The sequence below is a fragment of the Pseudonocardia cypriaca genome, from assembly GCF_006717045.1.
Taxonomy (GTDB): domain Bacteria; phylum Actinomycetota; class Actinomycetes; order Mycobacteriales; family Pseudonocardiaceae; genus Pseudonocardia; species Pseudonocardia cypriaca.
The window spans coordinates 1,831,884-1,849,648 of the sequence record NZ_VFPH01000001.1; the positions used below are offsets into that span (position 1 = coordinate 1,831,884).

Genomic DNA, 17,765 nt, shown 5'->3' on the forward strand with positions numbered 1-17,765 from the left:
CATGACCGACGGGCGGGTCGCCCGGCTCGACGGGATCGACGGCGGGGGAGAGGGCGCCACGAGCGCGCCGGTCGCCCGGTTCGGCTCGTTCTCGGAGGCAGCCTCGGGTTCAGGGGCCGACGGTTCGGTCGACCTCGGGAAGATCGGCACGGCAGTTCCCGGGTCGGTTCCCCCGGTCGCCGACTTCGGCGCGGGGCCGGCGGCACCGGGGCCGGGCGACGACCAGGCAGGCGCCGAGGACGCCGGCCCCGTGGCGTTGTTCGACACCGCGTCGATCGGGGCGGCCCGCGACGTGCCGGTTGCCGAGCTCGGTCCAGCCGCCTTGAACCGCAGCCGGGCGGGCCGGCGGACCGGCAGCGGCACCGAACGTCCCCCGTCCCGCGGCACCGGTCCGACGCGCGGCGGCGGGGAGGACGACCGCGAGCCGGGCCGTCGGCGGCGTCGGTCGGCCCCGGCCGGCACCCCGGAGCGGCGCGGCGCCGGCCGTGCAGCGGATGAGCCCGGATCGGAGCTGCCGGCCCCGGAGGCCGGGGAGCCGGACGGGCGGCGCGGTGGCCGGCGCGGTCGGCATCGGGGGGAGGTCGATCCCGACGTCGACCCGGTCATCGCCGCGCGGGAGATCTGCCTGCGCCTGCTCACCGACCGCGCCCGTACCCGCCAGGAGCTGGCCCAGGCGCTGCGGCGCAAGGGCGTGCCGGACGAGGCTGCGCACACGGTGCTGGAGCGCTTCGACGAGGTCGGCCTCATCGACGACGCCGCGTTCGCCGGGCAGTGGGTGCGCTCCCGGCACGCCCACCGTGGCCTCGCCCGCCGCGCGATCGCCTTCGAGCTGCGCCGCAAGGGCGTCAGCGACGAGGACGCGGGGGAGGCGCTCGCCGAGGTCGACACCGAGTCCGAGGAGCGCCGGGCCCGCGAGCTGGTCGACCGCAAGCTGCGCTCGCTCGCCGTCGCCACGGCGGAGCAGCGCACGGCGGCCGGGCGACGCCTGGTCGGCATGCTCGCCCGCAAGGGCTACGGCGCAGGCATCGCCTACCGCGTGGTGAAGGAGGCGCTCGCCGAGCGCGGCGCGGAGGTCGACGAGCTGGGCGGCGCCGAGATCCCCGACGACTGAGGTAGAGCTCGCGGCGGGACGACTACTCGCCGGCGGGGCGCAGCACCTGCACGTCTCCCGCGAACCCGTCGCCCGCCGACAGCACGGCGAGGAACGACAGCAGCGTGGCGCGGAACGCGCGCATGGCGTGGGTGGGGGTGAGGTCGGCGCGCCGGGCGAGCGCCACCGTGCGGAAGAGCGGGGGCGTGAGCACGGTGCGGCGCAGCCGGGGGCGTCCGGCGAAAACGAGGTCGGGCACCACGGCCACCCCGGTGCCGGCCTCGACCATCCGCAGCACCGCGTCCATCTCACCGCCCTCCACGGCGAACCGGGGCTCCACCCCGGCGTCGGCGAAGGCCTGCAGCGTGGTCTCGCGCACGTCGTAGCCGCGGCGGGGCACCACGAGCGACCGGCGGCCGAGCTCGCGGATGCTCATCGAGGCGCGCGACGTCGGCGACCGCTCCGAGGTGGGCGAGGCCACCGACAGCCGCTCGCGCAGCACCGGTGTGGTGTGGAGGGCGGGGTCGACGCCCGTGGAGGGCACGATCACGAGCGCGAGGTCCAGCTCGCCGCGGGCGAGGGAGCGCACCAGGGGCTGCGAGCCGTCCTCGGCCAGTTCGAGGTGGATCTCCGGGTGCTGCTCGTGGAAGACCCGCAGCACGTCCGCGAGCACCCCGATGCAAAGCGAAGGGGTGGCGCCCACGCGGACCCGACCGCTGCGTAGCCCGACGATCTCCGCGACCGCGGTGCGGGCGCTGTCTGCGTCGGCGAGCATCCGCCGGGCGAGCGGCAGGAGCGCCTCGCCGGCCGGGGTCAGCACCGGCCCGTCGCGGGCGCCGCGGTCCACCAGCTCGGCACCCAGCTCGGTCTCGAGGGCCTTGAGCTGCCGCGACAGCGTGGGCTGCGCCACGCCGACCGATTCCGCCGCTCGCGTGAAGCTGCGCACGTCGGCCACCGCGAGGAAGTACGCGAGCTGCGTGAACGTCACGTCCATAGCGTACTGCTATGGCTCATGGCCGTTCGATGCATTGGACGACCGTAGGCTGCGCTACCGAGGCTTGGCACATGGTGACCGTGGAACAGCGCCCCGCCGTCCGCGCGGGCCGCCCGCCGCGCCGGACGTCCATCCAGCTCAAGTACGTCATGGCGGCCACGGGCGCGGTCATGCTGCTCTACCTCGTGGCCCACATGGTGGGCAACCTGAAGATCTTCTTCGGCGCCGAGGCCATCGACGAGTACGCGGCCTGGCTGCGCGAGGTCGGCGAGCCTGCACTGCCGTACGAGACGGTGCTCTGGCTGGTGCGCGTGGTGCTGGCGGTCTCGGTCGTCGCCCACATCGTCTCCGCCACGATCCTGGCCCGGCGGGCGCGCCGGGCCCGCCCGGTGCGCTACGCCCACCGCAAGCCCGTGCAGGGCAGCTACGCGGCCCGCACCATGCGCTGGGGCGGCGTGATCATCGCGCTGTTCGTCGTCTACCACCTGCTCGACCTCACGACCGGCACGCTCAACCCGCACGGCGTGCACGGCGAGGTCCATGCGAACGTCGTGGCCGACTTCGCCCCGGAGCGCTGGTACGTCACGCTCGTCTACACGCTCGCCGTGGTGGCCGTCGGCTTCCACATCCGGCACGGGATGTGGAGCGCGCTGCAGTCCTTCGGCCGGTCAAGCGCCGCCACCCAGAACACGCTCAAGGGCGTCGCGCTCGGGGTCGCGGTCGTGCTGGTGGCCGGTTTCCTCTCCGTCCCGTTCGCCGTGCTGACCGGATTGGTGGCGTGACCATGAGCTCGAGATCTGGGGTTCCCTACACCGACTTCGTCGTCGGCTCGCCGCTTGCGGACACCGCGGCGCCCGACGGCCCGATCGAGACGCGCTGGGAGCGGCGCCGCTTCGGCGTCAAGCTGGTCAACCCGGCCAACAAGCGCAAGATGAAGATCATCGTGGTGGGTACCGGCCTCGCGGGCGGGTCGGCCGCGGCCACGCTCGCCGAGCTGGGCTACCAGGTCAGCTCGTTCTGCTACCAGGACAGCCCGCGGCGCGCGCACTCGATCGCAGCGCAGGGCGGCATCAACGCCGCGAAGAACTACCGCGGCGACGGCGACAGCATCCACCGGCTGTTCTACGACACGGTGAAGGGCGGCGACTTCCGCTCGCGCGAGTCGAACGTCCACCGGCTCGCCGAGATCAGCGTGCAGATCATCGACCAGTGCGTGGCGCAGGGTGTGCCGTTCGCGCGCGAGTACGGCGGCCTGCTCGACACGCGCTCGTTCGGCGGCGCGCAGGTCTCCAGGACGTTCTACGCGCGCGGCCAGACCGGCCAGCAGCTGCTGCTGGGCGCCTACCAGGCCCTGGAGCGCCAGATCGACGCCGGCGGCGTCACCATGTACCCGCGGCACGAGATGCTCGAGCTGATCGTGGTCGACGGGCGGGCGCGCGGCATCGTCGCGCGGGACCTGGTAACGGGGGAGACCCGCAGCCACCTCGCCGACGCCGTCGTGCTCGCCTCGGGCGGCTACGGCAACGTCTTCTACCTCTCCACCAACGCCAAGGGCTGCAACGTCACGGCGAGCTGGCGTGCGCACCGGAAGGGCGCCTACTTCGCCAACCCGTGCTACACGCAGATCCACCCGACCTGCATCCCGGTGAGCGGCGACCACCAGTCGAAGCTCACGCTGATGAGCGAGTCGCTGCGCAACGACGGCCGCGTCTGGGTGCCGCAGAAGGCGGGCGACACCCGCGCTCCCGGCGACATCCCCGAGGCGGAGCGCGACTACTTCCTGGAGCGCCAGTACCCCGCGTTCGGCAACCTGGTGCCGCGCGACATCGCCAGCCGCGCCGCGAAGAACGTCTGCGACGCAGGCCGCGGGGTCGGGCCGACGGGCCTGGGCGTGTACCTGGACTTCGCGGACGCGATCGCGCGGCTCGGCCGCCCGGCCGTCGCGGCGAAGTACGGGAACCTCTTCCAGATGTACCAGCGCATCACCGGCGAGGACCCGTACGAGGTCCCGATGCGCATCTTCCCCGCCGTGCACTACACGATGGGCGGGCTGTGGGTCGACTACGACCTGCAGAGCACGGTCCCGGGCCTCTTCGTGATCGGCGAGGCGAACTTCTCCGACCACGGTGCCAACCGGCTCGGCGCGTCCGCGCTCATGCAGGGCCTCGCCGACGGCTACTTCGTGCTCCCGAACACCATCGGCGACTACCTCGCCCGCGGCGTCGAGCCGGTCACCGCCGACGCCCCCGAGGTGCGGGAGGCAGAGGCCGCCGTGGCAGCTCGCGTCGAGAAGCTGCTCTCGATCGACGGCGACCGCACCGTCGACTCCTTCCACCGCGAGCTGGGCCACCTGATGTGGGACCACTGCGGCATGGAGCGGACCGCGGAGGGCCTGCACAAGGCGCTCGACCGCATCCCGGAGCTGCGCCGCGAGTTCTGGCAGAGCGTCAAGGTGCCCGGCTCGGCCGCCACGCTGAACCAGTCCCTGGAGAAGGCGGGGCGGGTCGCCGACTTCCTCGAGCTGGCCGAGCTGATGTGCCTCGACGCACTGCACCGCGAGGAGAGCTGCGGCGGCCACTTCCGCGCCGAGAGCCAGACCGAGGACCACGAGGCCGCCCGCAAGGACGACGAGTTCTCCTACGTCGCGGCCTGGGAGTTCACCGGTCAGGGCAGCGCCCCGGTCCTGCACAAGGAGGACCTGCACTTCGAGTACGTCACCCCGAGCCAGCGGAGCTACAAGTGAAGTTGAACCTGCGCATCTGGCGCCAGGACGGGCCCGAGGACTCCGGGCGCCTCGTCGCGTACCGCGTCGACGACGCCGACGAGGACATGTCGTTCCTCGAACTCATGGACGTCCTCAACGAGAAGCTGATCCTCGACGGCGAGGAGCCGGTGGCGTTCGACCACGACTGCCGCGAGGGCATCTGCGGCGCGTGCAGCATGGTGATCAACGGTGAGCCGCACGGCCCGCAGAAGGCCACCACCACCTGCCAGCTGCACCTGCGGCACTTCCGCGACGGCGAGACGATCACGGTGGAGCCGTTCCGGGCGTCGGCGTTCCCGGTGGTCAAGGACCTGGTCGTGGATCGGAGCTCGTTCGACCGGATCATCGCATCCGGCGGCTACATCTCCGCTCCCACGGGCGCGGCGCCCGAGGCGCACGCAACGCCCGTGCCGAAGCCGAACGCCGAACGCGCGTTCACCGCGGCCGCCTGCATCGGCTGCGGCGCCTGTGTGGCCGCGTGCCCGAACGGCAGCGCGTCGCTCTTCCTCGGCGCGAAGATCACGCATCTCGGGGAGCTGCCGCAGGGTCAGCCGGAGCGCTCGGACCGGGTGATCCGCATGGTGAAGACCCACGACGCCGAGGGCTTCGGGGGGTGCACCAACACCGGCGAGTGCGCGGTGGCCTGCCCCAAGGAGATCCCCCTGGACGTGATCTCCCAGCTGAACCGGGACTACCTGACCGCGAGCACCCACCGGCGCTGACCACCGCGGGCCATGGCCCGCTCGGGCGCACCGGAACGGGAGGCTTCGACCTGCCTCAGCCGGTGGGGTCGGTCCAGTACGCCCGGAGCACCTCCAGGTCGGTGCGGGAGTTCCCGGTGGGCCGGGTCAGCGCGATCACGCCGGTGCAGCCCGACGAGTCCTGGTCGAAGTACAGCCTGGGCACGCCCTCGCGGTCGACGTAGCGCACCCGCACGCCCTCGCCGCGGTCGGTCTGACCGGGCGGGATCCCGTCGCGGGTCTCGGGACGGCCCGGGACGTAGCGCCAGCGCACCGACACCACGGTGCCGGCTCTGGCGTTCCTGCCCGCGACGATCGCGCGGCGCGCCTGGCGCATCGCCTCGGGCGTGGCCACCCGGGTGAAGACGGCGGTGCGGTCGCCGCCGAGATCGCAGGCGACGCTCTCGGTGCTGTCCGGACCCGGCTCGCGCCGCTCGCACGACGCCGGTCCGGTCAGGAACGGCTCGGCGAGGGCGAGCAGCGCCTGGTCCTGGAACACGCCCCGCGGGTCGGCGGGAGGTGCGGGCGCTGCCGCGGTGGGCGCAGGCGTCGGACTGGTCTCGGTGGGACCGGTGGTCGGGACGACGGGCGGAGTGGCGATCTCCGGGGGTGCCGCCGCTGCGGCGGGCGGTTGGCCGGGCGTGCCAGGACCCCGCAGGAGCGAGAGCGTGCCGACGACCGAAGCGATGATCGTCCCGGTGACCAGCAACGCGGCCAGCACCACGAGCACACCGGGTGGCCGGGCGCCGACCGGCGCGAGCACGCGCCGCGCGACGGCCGGAGAGCCACCCGCGCCGCGCTCGCCAGCCCCACGGCCCACGCGGGCACTCTAATGTCCTTCAGCGGTAATTGGCCCGTTCCTGCGTGAATCGCGTCACGATGGGAACGCAGAGTGACAGCCCGACACACCGCCCGCGGTGGGTCGGTCGTAGGCTCCGGCGAGATCCAGACGTCCCGACGCCGCGGCGTGGAGCGGACGGCGTCGTACCGCTACCAGAACAAGGAAACTGACGTGTCATCCACCACAGACGCGTCCGCCGGCCGGGCGCAGATCACGGCACGGACGCTGCGAACGGACCGGTGGTGGTTGCCACCGCTGGCCAACTTCGTCGGGCTGACGGCGTGGGTCGTGTACGCCACCGTGCGAGCGTTCGTCCAGGACGACTACTTCGTCCCCGAGTACAACTACCTCACCCCGTTCTACTCGCCGTGCGTGTCGTACGGGTGCGACCCGCACGCCTCGCACTTCGGGCAGTTCCTCCCCGACGTCTGGTGGCTGCCCTACGCGGCGGCCTCGTTGCCGTTCCTGCTGCTGTTCCGGCTCACCTGCTACTACTACCGGAAGGCCTACTACCGGTCGTTCTGGCTGTCGCCGCCCGCGTGCGCGGTGGCCGAGCCCCACAAGGGCTACTCGGGCGAGACCCGGTTCCCGCTGCTCGGGCAGAACCTGCACCGCTACTTCTTCTACATCGCGGGGATCATCTCCCTGATCAACACCTACGACGCGTTCTACGCGTTCGTCCGCAGCGACGGTTCGTTCGGGTTCGGTCTGGGCAACGTGATCCTGCTGGTCAACGTCGTGCTCCTGTGGGCGTACACGATCTCGTGCCACTCCTGCCGCAGCATCATCGGTGGCAGGCTCAACCACTTCTCCAAGCACCCCGCGCGCTACCGCATGTGGGTGTTCGTCTCGAAGCTCAACGCCAAGCACATGCAGCTGGCCTGGACCACGCTCGCGACGCTGGCGCTGACGGACTTCTACATCATGGCCGTGGCCGCGGGCTGGATCCCGGACCTGCGGATCATCAACTGAGGGTGGTGGCAGATGACTGAAGAGATCGAACGCTACGAATTCGACGTCGTCGTCATCGGCGCAGGGGGTGCCGGGCTGCGGGCCGCCATCGAGGCGAGGGCGCAGGGCAAGCGCACCGCCATCATCTCCAAGTCGCTCTTCGGCAAGGCGCACACCGTGATGGCCGAGGGCGGGTGCGCCGCCGCGATGGGGAACGTCAACCCCAACGACAACTGGCAGGTGCACTTCCGCGACACGATGCGCGGGGGGAAGTTCCTCAACAACTGGCGGATGGCGGAGCTGCACGCCAAGGAGGCCCCGGACCGCGTCTGGGAGCTGGAGACCTACGGCGCGCTCTTCGACCGCACCAAGGACGGCAAGATCAGCCAGCGCAACTTCGGCGGGCACAGCTACCCGCGGCTGGCGCACGTCGGTGACCGCACCGGCCTCGAGATGATCCGCACGCTGCAGCAGAAGGTGGTGTCGCTGCAGCAGGAGGACTACGCCGAGACCGGCGACTACGAGGCCAACATCCGCGTCTTCCACGAATGCACGATCACCGAGATCTTCAAGACTGGTGACGATGAGAACCATGGCGGCCGGATCGCCGGCTGCTTCGGCTACTACCGGGCCACCGGGAAGTTCGTCCGGTTCGACGCGCCCGCGATCGTGCTCGCCACCGGTGGCGTCGGCAAGAGCTACCAGGTGACCTCGAACTCCTGGGAGTACACCGGCGACGGCCACGCGCTCGCCCTCCGCGCGGGCGCCACGCTGATCAACATGGAGTTCCTGCAGTTCCACCCGACGGGCATGGTCTGGCCGCCGTCGGTGAAGGGGATCCTGGTCACGGAGTCGGTGCGCGGCGACGGCGGCGTGCTGCGCAACTCCGAGGGCGAGCGGTTCATGTTCAAGTACGTCCCGGACGTGTTCCGCGAGCAGTACGCCGAGACCGAGGAGGAGGGCGACCGCTGGTACACCGACGCCGACAACAACCGGCGCCCGCCCGAGCTGCTGCCGCGTGACGAGGTCGCCCGCGCGATCAACTCCGAGGTCAAGGCCGGCCGGGGGAGCCCGCACGGCGGCGTGTTCCTCGACATCGCGTCGAGGCTGTCGCCCGAGGAGATCCAGAAGCGGCTGCCGTCGATGTACCACCAGTTCAAGGAGCTGGCCGACGTCGACATCACCAAGGAGCCGATGGAGGTCGGCCCCACCTGCCACTACGTGATGGGTGGCGTGGAGGTCGACCCGGACACCGCCATGTCGAAGGTGCCGGGGCTGTTCGCGGCGGGCGAGGTCGCGGGCGGCATGCACGGCTCAAACCGGCTCGGCGGCAACTCGCTGTCCGACCTGATCGTCTTCGGGCGGCGGTCCGGGCTGGGTGCGTCGGAGTACGTCGATTCCCTCGGCGGCGTGCGTCCGGCTGTGCGCATCGACGACGTGGCGCAGGCCCAGGACCGCGCGCTGCTGCCGTTCTCCAGCGCCACCGAGGGCGGTGAGAACCCGTTCGTCGTGCAGCTGGAGCTGCAGAAGACGATGAACGACCTCGTCGGCATCATCCGCAAGGCCGACGAGGTGGAGCTCGCGCTCAAGGCGCTCCAGGACATCGCGACGAAGGCGAAGACCGTCACCGTGGAGGGCGGCCGGGTGTTCAACCCGGGCTGGCACCTCGCCCTGGACCTGCGCAACATGCTGCTGGTGTCGCTGTGCGTGGCGAAGGCAGCGCTGGAACGGCAGGAGAGCCGCGGCGGGCACACCCGCGACGACTTCCCTGTCATGGACTCCGACTGGCGCCACCTGCTGCTCGTGCTGTCCGCGAACGGTGAGGACGACGTTCACCTGGTTCGCCAGGAGCAGGTGCCGATGAGACCCGACCTGCTCGACCTGTTCGAGCTCGACGAGCTGAAGAAGTACTACACGGGCGAGGAGCTGGGCGGGCACCGCGCCGGGGCAGGGGAGAAGGCATGACCTACGACGCACACTTCCGCGTCTGGCGCGGTGACGACGAGAAGGGCGAGCTCGTCGACTACCCGGTGGAGGTGAACGAGGGCGAGGTCGTCCTCGACATCATCCACCGGCTGCAGCAGACGCAGGCCCAGGACCTCGCCGTCCGCTGGAACTGCAAGGCCGGCAAGTGCGGCTCGTGCAGCGCGGAGATCAACGGCCGGCCGCGGCTGATGTGCATGACCCGGATGTCGACGTTCGCCGAGGACGAGGTCATCACGGTCACGCCGCTGCGGACGTTCCCGGTGATCCGGGACCTCGTCACCGACGTGTCGTTCAACTACACGAAGGCCCGCGAGATCCCGTCCTTCGCGCCGCCGCCGGAGCTCGCCCCCGGCGAGTACCGGATGCAGCAGGTCGACGTCGAGCGGAGCCAGGAGTTCCGCAAGTGCATCGAGTGCTACCTGTGCCAGAACACCTGCCACGTGGTGCGTGACCACGAGGAGAACAAGGAGAACTTCGCCGGTCCGCGCTACCTGATGCGCGTGGCGGAGCTCGACATGCACCCCCTCGACGCCGCCGACCGCGTCGAGGCGGCGCAGGAGGAGCACGGCCTCGGCTACTGCAACATCACGAAGTGCTGCACCGAGGTCTGCCCCGAGCACATCAAGATCACCGACAACGCGCTCATCCCGCTCAAGGAGCGCGTGGTGGACCGCAAGTACGACCCGGTGGTCTGGCTGGGCAAGAAGATCTTCAAGCGTTCGGGGGCCTGACCGGGCCCCGAGAACGTCGAAGAGCCCCCGGTCTCCGCGGAGACCGGGGGCTCTTTCACTCAGATGGCCCGGTACCGGCCACGCTGAGCCGCCGAACATCACCCGGATGGCAACGCTGCGTGTCGCCGTGATCGCGTCACGTCACCGATCCGTGCTCGTTGTCCCGAACGGCGCCGCACGGCGCGGACGGCGGGAGGGACATCGATGACGGCGGCGACGGCAGGTGGGGCGGCGGCCCGGGCGGAGGCGGGGGCATCGCCCCGGACCACGCCGCGGACCACGCGGATCGCGCCGTCGGGTGCCCGGGTCGACCTCGCCGTCCCCGAGGTGTTCGGCCCGTTGCGCTGGTACGCCAGCACCCGGTTCGCCGGTCCCCGGACCGCCCGCCAGTTCTTCCTGGCGCCCCGCGGTGAGCACCGGGTGATCCCGACGCACGTGCTGCCCGGAGCCCGGGAGCGGCGGGTGGCGCTGCGCGGCGCGGACGCCGTGCTGTTCGAGGCCGCCGACCGCTCCGACGCCGCACTGGTGCTCGTCGGCCCGCACCACGAGGCGACCACCTGGTTCGGCGGGCCCGCACCGGCCGCCGACGGCCTCGCCGCGCTGCTGGAGACGTTCCGGTTCACCGACGACCCGGCGGGCGCCACCCTCGTCCCGGCGTCCGACCTGCTGCTGCGGCAGGCGGGCGTGTCGCTGATCGGCCGCGGCGACCGCGCGACCCTCGTGGCCCGGCGGGCCGTCGACGCGCTGCCGACGCTGCCGGACTGGGCGGGGCTGCGGCTGCCGGGCGGCGAGCTGTGGCGCGCGGACCGCCTGCTCGACGGCCCCGCGTCGGGGCTCGTCGCCGGCACCGTCCACGAGTGGCGCTACGTGCTCGCGGGGCGGAGCGCGGCCATGGACCTCGTCCTGCACGGCCCGGAGTCGGGGCGTCCGCCGCTCCAGCTGACCGGTGACCAGGTGCTCGCCGCCCTCGGCGAACTCGACGCCAGGTGGGTGGGCTGAGACATGTCGGTACAGATGGCTGTCGCGCTGCTGGCGCTGCTCGTCGCGTCGTTCGCGCTCGTGGCACTCGTCGCCGTGTACGCGAGGGTGCGCGCGCTGGAGGCCGCCCGGACGATCGGCCTCTCGGGGTACGCGGCCGTCGTCGGCCGGCCGGTCCCGCCGCTGGTTCGCCCGGGCACCGGCCAGCGGGCGGGCCTCGTCGCCCTGCTGGACGCCGACTGCGCGCTGTGCCACCTCGTGTGGGACGCCCTCGCCGAGGTCGGGGACGCCGGGGTGCGGGTCGTCGCGCTCGTCGACCGGCCCGACGCGTTCACCTCCCACCCCGGGGCGGAGGTGCTCGGCGATCCCGCTGCGCGGGCCGAGCTCTTCGAGGGCTACGCGCCCACCGTGCTGCAGCTCGACGCCGCGGGCACGGTCGTGAACCGCGCCTTCGTCGACGCGGACACCGAGCTTCCCGCACTTTTCCGGATCGGGAGCCCGGCATGACCCGCCTCGACGACATCCCGCGGACCTCCGCGCCGCCTCCGGACGCGCTCCCGAGCGCGGTGGTGGCGCGGCTGCGGTCGATCCGGCCGTCGCGCCGGGCGGTCCTGCGTGGCCTCGTGATCGGGGCGGCAGCGGCGGCGCTCGTTCCGCTCGACTGGTACCTCGAGCGGCGGACGGCGGCGGCGCTGCCCGGGTCGGCGAACCGGGCCGAGCACACCAGCTGCGAACCCGCGTCCTACACGGAGGAGTCCAACAACTGGCCGTTCGACGGGCCGGCCGTCTGCTACGGCGGGTGGCGCCGCGGCGGCCACCCCTGCGCGAGCGGGTACCACCGCGAGGGCTTCTACGAGATCGACGGCGAGGAGATGGAGAGCACCCGGCTCAGCATGGAGTGCGAGGGCAAGAACGCGTGGCGGTGGAAGGGCTACCGGTGCTCCGACGCGATCACCGACGTCGTGTTCGCCAGCGGCGCCACCTACACCGGCATCACCATCGCGGCATGTCAGCTGCCCGAGAGCGGCGGCGCTCCGGTCCTGGGCGGGTGAGCCGGTGAGGATCCGCAGGCTCCTGCATCCGGTCGCCCCGGCCCTTGCCCTGGTCGCGGTCGCGCTGGTGGCGGTGGCCATGGCCGGTCGGCCGCCGGGTGGGGTGACGCTCCTGCTCGTCGCGGGCGCCGCCGCAGGCTTCGCCAACTCGGGGAGCACTTGAAGCCACAACTCGGCGTTCCTGCTGAGCGCGTCGGTCTGGCGCGACGAGCCCGTGGTCCGGTTCTTCGGTGCCGGCCTGCTGCTGGGTGCGGTGCTGGTGGCGTTCGTGGCGGGCGCGGTGGGCGCGCTGCCACAGGCGCTGCTGCCCGCCCCCGCCCGGTACGCGCTGTTCGCGCTGGTCACCGTGCCGGTGCTGCTCCGCGAGGTCGGGTTGGTGCGGTTCCCGGTCCCGCAGAACGCGCGCCTCGTCCCGGAGGACGTTCAGCACCTGCGCCGGTGGGGTGCGCTGCAGTTCGGGTTCGAGATGGGTACGGGGATGCGCACCTACTCGCCCTCGGCGCTGCCGCACCTCGTGCTCGCGGCGGTGGTGCTGGTCGTCCCGCTCCCGGCCGCGTTCGCCCTGGCCGCGGGGTTCGCGCTCGGCAGGCTCGTGATGCCGCTGCTGTCCAACGCCTGGAGCGATGACGGGTCGTGGACGGCGGTGTGGGCAGGTGCCGAGCGCGTCGTCCGGCCGCTGCTCGCCCTGACGTGCGTCGGCGCGCTCGCGGTTGCGATCCTCGGTCTGTGATCACCGCCGTGGTCGTCGTCGCCGACGTCAGCTGCCCCAGCTGCTCCCAGATCGCACGTGAGCTCCCCGATCTGCTCCGCGTGCCCGTGACGGTGCGTTCCTGCCGCGACCCCCGGCTCCCGGCGCAGCACCCCACCCTGCCCGTCACCGTGCTCGCCTGCCGGAAGCCCGCCCTCGGTACCGTCCGCGGGGACGGGTCGCTGCGCTGGTGGACCGGCCTGGCCGGGGCTGTCGGGGTGCTGCCGGTGGTGCGGCCACGGGCGCTGCGCGAGGCCGTCGGCCTGCTGTGGACGGCGTTGCGCGCGCGTCGCCGCTGATCGGCCGGCGGGCCGGAGCCAGCCGGCGCGCGCTACCTGCTGGTTGTGGATGACTCGGCACGAAGGCGCCCGGCGACTCGTCCGTGCTCGCTACGCTCCTCGCGTGGGATCGATGGAGGAGCTCGAGGCGCGAGTCAGCGCACTGGAGACTCAGCTGAGGAGCGTCCGGCAGGACGCCGCGGCTGCGCGGGTCCTGGCAGGTGGGGCAGATCGGGACGTGTCCGCGTTCGGAGCCAAGCTCGACGCGCAGCAGCGGCTGCTCGAGGCATTGCGGGAGACGCAGATCGAGCACGGCAGGCGACTGGCTGGCCACGACGGGCGGTTCGACCACGTGGAAGGGCGATTCGACCACCTGGAACAGCGCTTCGATGCCCTGGAGAGCCAGATGTGGCAGGGGTTCACCAACCTCGAACGTGGGCAGAACGTGATGCTGGACCTGCTCAGGCGGCGGAACGGTCACGAGGGAGAACCGCCCGCCTCCTCCGGTTGAGCGGCGGCCTCCGTTCAGCCGAGCGACCGACGCAGCTCCTCCAGCTTCGCCTTCGCCTTCGCGGCCCGCTCGGCCTCCTGCTCCTCCACGGTCCGCCCGGCGGCGGTGCCCTCCGCCAGCTCGGTCATCCCCAGCGCGGTGGCGTACCGGCCCTCGATCTTGTCCCGCAGGTGGTCGAGGCTCGGCACGCCGTGCTCGTCGTAGTCGGGCGCGGGTGGGGCCGGCGGCGCCGGATCCGCCACGATCTCGGCCTCGATCGGCTCCGGCGTCCGCTCGTTCGACGGCTCGGTCACGGCGGCTCCTCATCGCTCGACGTCCGGCTCCGCCCAACCTACGCCCCGACCAGTGGTCCCCGCCGGAGGTACGGCACGTATCTCGACGGCCCAGCTTCCCGCTGGCCGCACCGGCGAACCGGCCGAGTACGCCCGGTACGAGGCCGGCCCGCCGGCGCACCCAGCGGAAAGCTGGATCCGCCGATACACGCACCGATACCTCCGGCGGAAACCACTAGCGTGTTCGTGTGACGATCTCCGAGCGGCCCTACGGGTCGTGGCCCACCCCGATCACGTCCGAGCTGGTCACGGCCGCCGCGGTGCGGCTGGGCGAGGTGCGGGTCGACGGTGCGGACGTGGTGTGGGCCGAGGGGCGGCCCGCCGAGGGCGGCCGCACGCAGTTGGTGCGCCGCACGCCCGACGGCGCCACCACCGACCTGCTGCCGGACGGGCGGAACGCGCGCACGGCGGTGCACGAGTACGGCGGCGCGGCGTGGTGGGTGCGCGACGGCGTCGTGTGGTTCACCGACTGGGCCGACCAGCGCCTGTACCGGCTGGCCCCCGGCGGCGCGCCGGAGCCGATCACCCCTGAGCCCGCATCCCCGCGCGGGGACCGCTACGCCGACGGCGACGTCGCCCCGGACGGCGCCACGATCGTCTGCGTGCGGGAGCGCCACGACGGGCCGTCGGCGGCCGATGTGCGCAACGAGGTCGTCCGGCTCTCGGCGGACACGCTGTCCGAGCCGGAGGTGCTGGTCAGCGGCCCCGACTTCGTGGCCGCCCCCCGGCTGAGCCCTGACGGCACCATGCTGGCCTGGTTGCAGTGGAACCACCCCTCGATGCCGTGGGACGACACGGAGCTCATCGCGCGCGACCTGGAGTCCGGCGAGGAGACGGTGGTGGCGGGCGGGCCCGGGGAGTCGGTCCTGGAGCCACGCTGGGAGCCGGACGGGTCGCTGCTCTTCCTGTCCGACCGCTCCGACTGGTGGAACCTCTACCGCTGGACACCGGGCGCCGACCTCGCGCCGGTCGTGCGCCTCGACGCGGAGATCGGCGAACCCGCCTGGGCTTTCGGGTCGGCGCGCTACGTGCGGCTCGACGACGGGCGGATCGTGTTCGCGCGGTGGCAGCAGGGGCGTGACGGGCTCGCCGTCCGGCAGACCGACGGCACCCTCGTCGACCTGGAGGTGCCGTTCTCGGCGATCGCGGCCGTGCGCGCGGCCGGCCCGGACGCGGTGGTCGTGGTGGCGGGCAGCCCCGGCGCCGAGCTCGGGATCAACCGGATCGTCGTCACCACCGGGAGGATCGAGGCGCTGCGCCCGCCGCGCGACCTCGGCCTCGAGCCGGCCCAGATCTCGGAGCCGGAGCACATCGCGTTCGACTCGGTCGACGGGAGGGGTGCGCGGCGCCGGGCGTACGCGCAGTTCTACCCACCCGCCTCGGCCGAGTTCCGCGGGCCCGAAGGGGAGCTGCCGCCGCTGCTGGTGCAGATCCACGGCGGTCCCACATCGGCGGCGGTGCCGGTGCTGAGCGTCGGCGTGCAGTACTGGACGAGCCGCGGTTTCGCCGTCGTCGACGTGAACTACGGCGGTTCCACCGGGTACGGCCGCGCCTACCGGCAGGAGCTGCTGGGGGAGTGGGGCGTGGTCGACGTCGCCGACTGCCTGGCGGCGGCACGCCGGCTCGCCGAGCAGGGCCGGGTCGACGGCGACCGGCTGTGCATCCGAGGGGGGTCGGCGGGCGGGTTCACCACGCTCGCGGCCCTCGCGAGGCACGACACCCCGTTCGCCGCGGGCGCCGACCACTTCGGCGTGGCCGACCTGGAGGCCCTCGCCGCCGACACCCACAAGTTCGAGAGCCGCTACCTCGACCGGCTCGTCGGGCCGTACCCGCAGGCCCGCGACGTCTACGTGGAGCGCTCGCCGATCCACCACGTGGAGCGCTTCACCCGCCCGCTGATCGTGCTGCAGGGCGCTGAGGACGAGGTCGTTCCGCCGAACCAGAGCGAGATGATCGTCGACGCGCTGCGCGCCCGCGGCACGCCGGTGGCGTACCTGCTCTTCGAGGGCGAGCAGCACGGGTTCCGGCGGGCCGAGAACATCCGCCGTGCGATGGACGCGGAGCTGTCGTTCTACGCCCAGGTGCTCGGCTTCGAGCTGCCGGCGGAGGAGGGTATCGAGCCGGTGGTCGTGGAGGGTCTCGACCGGAGCTGAGCGCGGGTCAGACCTTGGCCTGACCGGCCCCCGCCTCGACGTCGGTGACGTCGGCGTGGGCGACCTGGGCCGAGGTACGGCCGCGGCTGCGGCTCCACCGCTCCGCCCGGGTGGCGAGGAGCGAGAGCAGCATGCACATCGCGATGTAGATGATCGCGATGACGATCGCCACGGGGATGATCGGGGCGTCGAGCTGGAGCTGGCTGCCCAGCTGGCGGCCCACGAAGAGCAGCTCCTCGTACTGGATGATGAAGCCGAGCGCGGTGTCCTTGAGCAGCACCACCAACTGGCTGATGACCGTCGGCAGCATCGCGGTGAGGGCCTGTGGCAGCAGCACCGCCGTCATCACCTGGGTCTTGCGCATGCCGAGGCCGTATGCGGCCTCGCTCTGCCCCCGCGGGACGGAGAGGATGCCTGCCCGGAAGATCTCGGCGAGGACCGACCCGTTGTAGAGCATGAGCCCGAGGACCACGGCCCAGAACGCGCTGATCCCCATTCCGAAGTACAGCAGGAACATCAGGATCAGCAGTGGGACGGCCCGGAAGAACTCCACGATCGCGACGGCCGGGTTGCGGATCCACGCGTGGTCGGAGAGCCGCGCCGTGGCGAACAGCGCGCCGAAGGTCAGGGCGAGCACGGCGCCGACCGCGAAGGCCCGCAGGGTGGCGAGGAGGCCATAAAGCAGGGTGAGCTGGATCCGCTCGTAGGTGATCCAGTCCCACTGCTCGGCGGTGAAAAGGCCGCTCTGGGCGAAGCGGATCAGGACGAACGCGAGGACCGCGACCACGATGAGCCCGCCCGCCACCGCGGCCAGCCGATAGCGGGCGCGGGCGCGGGGCCCGGGGACGTCGAACAGGACGGCGGTCATCGGGCCACGCTCCAGCGCTTCTCGAGGCGGCGCTGCAACAGCACCAGCGGGGTCACGAGGATGAGGAAGCCCAGTGCGACCCAGAGCAGGCCGATGAACGTGCTGTAGCCCTGCTCGTTGAGGGTCTGGTAGATGCCGCCTGCCTGGAACACCGAGAAGCCGGAGGCGATCGTCGTGTTCTTGAGCAGTGCGATCTCCACGCTGGACAGCGGCGGGACGACCGAGCGGATCGCCTGGGGCAGGATGATCTGCGACAGGGTCAGGCTGAACGTGAACCCGAGGGCGCGGGAGGCCTCGGCCTGCCCGACGGGGACCGTGTTGATCCCCGAACGCACCACCTCGCACACGAACGCGGCGGTGTAGAGGATCAGCGCCGTGGCCGCCCGCGAGAAGAAGGAGAGGTCCAGGATCTCCAGCCGCGGGTAGGCGAAGGCGAAGAAGAACAGCACCAGCGTGGCCGGCGTGTTGCGGAAGATGTTGACGTAGGCCGCGCCGAACCAGCGCAGCACCGGCACCGGGCTGACCCGCATCGCGGCCAGTAGCGTGCCGAGCACCAGCGACCCGATCGCGGCGATCACGAACAACCTGATTGTTTCGAGGAACGCCGACCCGTAGAGGTCCAGGTTCTCCAGCAGCACGTTCAGGGCGGTCACTCCTCAGGGACGGGACGCGGCCGCAGGCGGGGCCCACGCGACTGCATGGGCCCCACCTACCGGCTCTCGGTACCGCTGGATCTCAGTACTGCTGG

General features: G+C 72.2%; 20 protein-coding genes. 15 read left to right on the forward strand and 5 right to left on the reverse strand.

The window, feature by feature from the left end:
- Nucleotide 1 precedes the first annotated feature (1 nt).
- A complete protein-coding gene (locus FB388_RS41040; protein WP_142099203.1) occupies nucleotides 2-1,111 on the forward strand; it encodes a regulatory protein RecX in 1,110 nt (369 codons plus the stop codon).
- A gap of 22 nt (nucleotides 1,112-1,133) precedes the next feature.
- Here the strand turns inward: FB388_RS41040 and FB388_RS08640 are convergent, their stop codons facing one another.
- Entirely contained in the window at nucleotides 1,134-2,078 is a 945-nt protein-coding gene (locus FB388_RS08640; protein WP_142099205.1) for a LysR family transcriptional regulator, read from the reverse strand.
- A 77-nt stretch (nucleotides 2,079-2,155) separates the two neighbouring features.
- Here FB388_RS08640 and FB388_RS08645 point away from each other — a divergent pair, with 77 nt between their 5' ends.
- From FB388_RS08645 to FB388_RS08655, 3 genes are read left to right on the forward strand one after another with little or no spacing between them, the layout of a single operon-like run.
- Complete coding sequence (locus tag FB388_RS08645; protein WP_142099207.1) at nucleotides 2,156-2,866, forward strand: succinate dehydrogenase cytochrome b subunit; 711 nt, start codon at nucleotides 2,156-2,158, stop codon at nucleotides 2,864-2,866.
- A gap of 2 nt (nucleotides 2,867-2,868) precedes the next feature.
- Nucleotides 2,869-4,827 carry a fumarate reductase/succinate dehydrogenase flavoprotein subunit gene (locus FB388_RS08650; RefSeq protein WP_142099209.1) on the forward strand — a complete coding sequence of 653 codons (1,959 nt, stop codon included), beginning with the start codon at nucleotides 2,869-2,871 and terminating at the stop codon, nucleotides 4,825-4,827.
- The gene (locus FB388_RS08655) at nucleotides 4,824-5,570 is read left to right on the forward strand and encodes a succinate dehydrogenase/fumarate reductase iron-sulfur subunit (RefSeq protein WP_142099211.1); all 747 of its coding nucleotides are present in this window, start codon (nucleotides 4,824-4,826) and stop codon (nucleotides 5,568-5,570) included. The genes FB388_RS08650 and FB388_RS08655 overlap by 4 nt, the downstream gene beginning before the upstream one ends.
- Before the next feature lie 55 nt (nucleotides 5,571-5,625).
- Here the strand turns inward: FB388_RS08655 and FB388_RS08660 are convergent, their stop codons facing one another.
- Nucleotides 5,626-6,408: a hypothetical protein gene (locus tag FB388_RS08660; RefSeq protein WP_142099213.1), complete on the reverse strand. Its 783-nt coding sequence runs from the start codon at nucleotides 6,406-6,408 to the stop codon at nucleotides 5,626-5,628.
- A gap of 192 nt (nucleotides 6,409-6,600) precedes the next feature.
- Between FB388_RS08660 and FB388_RS08665 the strand changes: the two genes are divergently transcribed.
- The 10 genes from FB388_RS08665 (at nucleotide 6,601) to FB388_RS08705 (ending at nucleotide 13,664) form a co-directional block, all read left to right on the forward strand.
- Nucleotides 6,601-7,401, forward strand: coding sequence for a hypothetical protein (locus FB388_RS08665; protein WP_142099215.1), 801 nt, complete (start codon nucleotides 6,601-6,603; stop codon nucleotides 7,399-7,401).
- A 12-nt stretch (nucleotides 7,402-7,413) separates the two neighbouring features.
- Nucleotides 7,414-9,345, forward strand: a complete 1,932-nt coding sequence (locus FB388_RS08670) for a fumarate reductase/succinate dehydrogenase flavoprotein subunit (protein ID WP_142099217.1) — start codon at nucleotides 7,414-7,416, stop codon at nucleotides 9,343-9,345.
- Entirely contained in the window at nucleotides 9,342-10,097 is a 756-nt protein-coding gene (locus FB388_RS08675; RefSeq protein WP_142099219.1) for a succinate dehydrogenase/fumarate reductase iron-sulfur subunit, read from the forward strand. Before FB388_RS08670 ends, FB388_RS08675 begins: the two co-directional genes overlap by 4 nt.
- Nucleotides 10,098-10,301: 204 nt before the next feature.
- Nucleotides 10,302-11,096: a hypothetical protein gene (locus FB388_RS08680; protein ID WP_142099221.1), complete on the forward strand. Its 795-nt coding sequence runs from the start codon at nucleotides 10,302-10,304 to the stop codon at nucleotides 11,094-11,096.
- Between the two features lie 3 nt (nucleotides 11,097-11,099).
- Entirely contained in the window at nucleotides 11,100-11,582 is a 483-nt protein-coding gene (locus FB388_RS08685) for a hypothetical protein (protein ID WP_142099223.1), read from the forward strand.
- A complete protein-coding gene (locus FB388_RS08690; RefSeq protein ID WP_142099225.1) occupies nucleotides 11,579-12,127 on the forward strand; it encodes a hypothetical protein in 549 nt (182 codons plus the stop codon). Before FB388_RS08685 ends, FB388_RS08690 begins: the two co-directional genes overlap by 4 nt.
- Before the next feature lie 4 nt (nucleotides 12,128-12,131).
- Nucleotides 12,132-12,290 (forward strand): hypothetical protein, encoded by a 159-nt coding sequence (locus FB388_RS39305; protein WP_170225532.1) that lies wholly within the window; start codon nucleotides 12,132-12,134, stop codon nucleotides 12,288-12,290.
- Between the two features lie 51 nt (nucleotides 12,291-12,341).
- Nucleotides 12,342-12,857: a hypothetical protein gene (locus FB388_RS08695; protein WP_142099227.1), complete on the forward strand. Its 516-nt coding sequence runs from the start codon at nucleotides 12,342-12,344 to the stop codon at nucleotides 12,855-12,857.
- The gene (locus FB388_RS08700; RefSeq protein WP_142099229.1) at nucleotides 12,854-13,174 is read left to right on the forward strand and encodes a hypothetical protein; all 321 of its coding nucleotides are present in this window, start codon (nucleotides 12,854-12,856) and stop codon (nucleotides 13,172-13,174) included. The genes FB388_RS08695 and FB388_RS08700 overlap by 4 nt, the downstream gene beginning before the upstream one ends.
- A gap of 103 nt (nucleotides 13,175-13,277) precedes the next feature.
- Nucleotides 13,278-13,664, forward strand: a complete 387-nt coding sequence (locus FB388_RS08705; RefSeq protein WP_142099231.1) for a hypothetical protein — start codon at nucleotides 13,278-13,280, stop codon at nucleotides 13,662-13,664.
- 14 nt (nucleotides 13,665-13,678) lie between these two features.
- Here the strand turns inward: FB388_RS08705 and FB388_RS08710 are convergent, their stop codons facing one another.
- A complete protein-coding gene (locus tag FB388_RS08710) occupies nucleotides 13,679-13,957 on the reverse strand; it encodes a hypothetical protein (RefSeq protein WP_142099233.1) in 279 nt (92 codons plus the stop codon).
- A gap of 227 nt (nucleotides 13,958-14,184) precedes the next feature.
- Here FB388_RS08710 and FB388_RS08715 point away from each other — a divergent pair, with 227 nt between their 5' ends.
- A complete protein-coding gene (locus FB388_RS08715; protein WP_142099235.1) occupies nucleotides 14,185-16,149 on the forward strand; it encodes a S9 family peptidase in 1,965 nt (654 codons plus the stop codon).
- A gap of 7 nt (nucleotides 16,150-16,156) precedes the next feature.
- On the opposite strand, the gene FB388_RS08720 is transcribed toward FB388_RS08715, so the two are convergent.
- Together FB388_RS08720 and FB388_RS08725 are read right to left on the reverse strand one after the other, a co-directional pair.
- The gene (locus tag FB388_RS08720) at nucleotides 16,157-17,017 is read right to left on the reverse strand and encodes an amino acid ABC transporter permease (RefSeq protein ID WP_142099237.1); all 861 of its coding nucleotides are present in this window, start codon (nucleotides 17,015-17,017) and stop codon (nucleotides 16,157-16,159) included.
- Entirely contained in the window at nucleotides 17,014-17,661 is a 648-nt protein-coding gene (locus tag FB388_RS08725; protein ID WP_142102779.1) for an amino acid ABC transporter permease, read from the reverse strand. The genes FB388_RS08720 and FB388_RS08725 overlap by 4 nt, the downstream gene beginning before the upstream one ends.
- Between the last annotated feature and the right edge of the window lie 104 nt (nucleotides 17,662-17,765).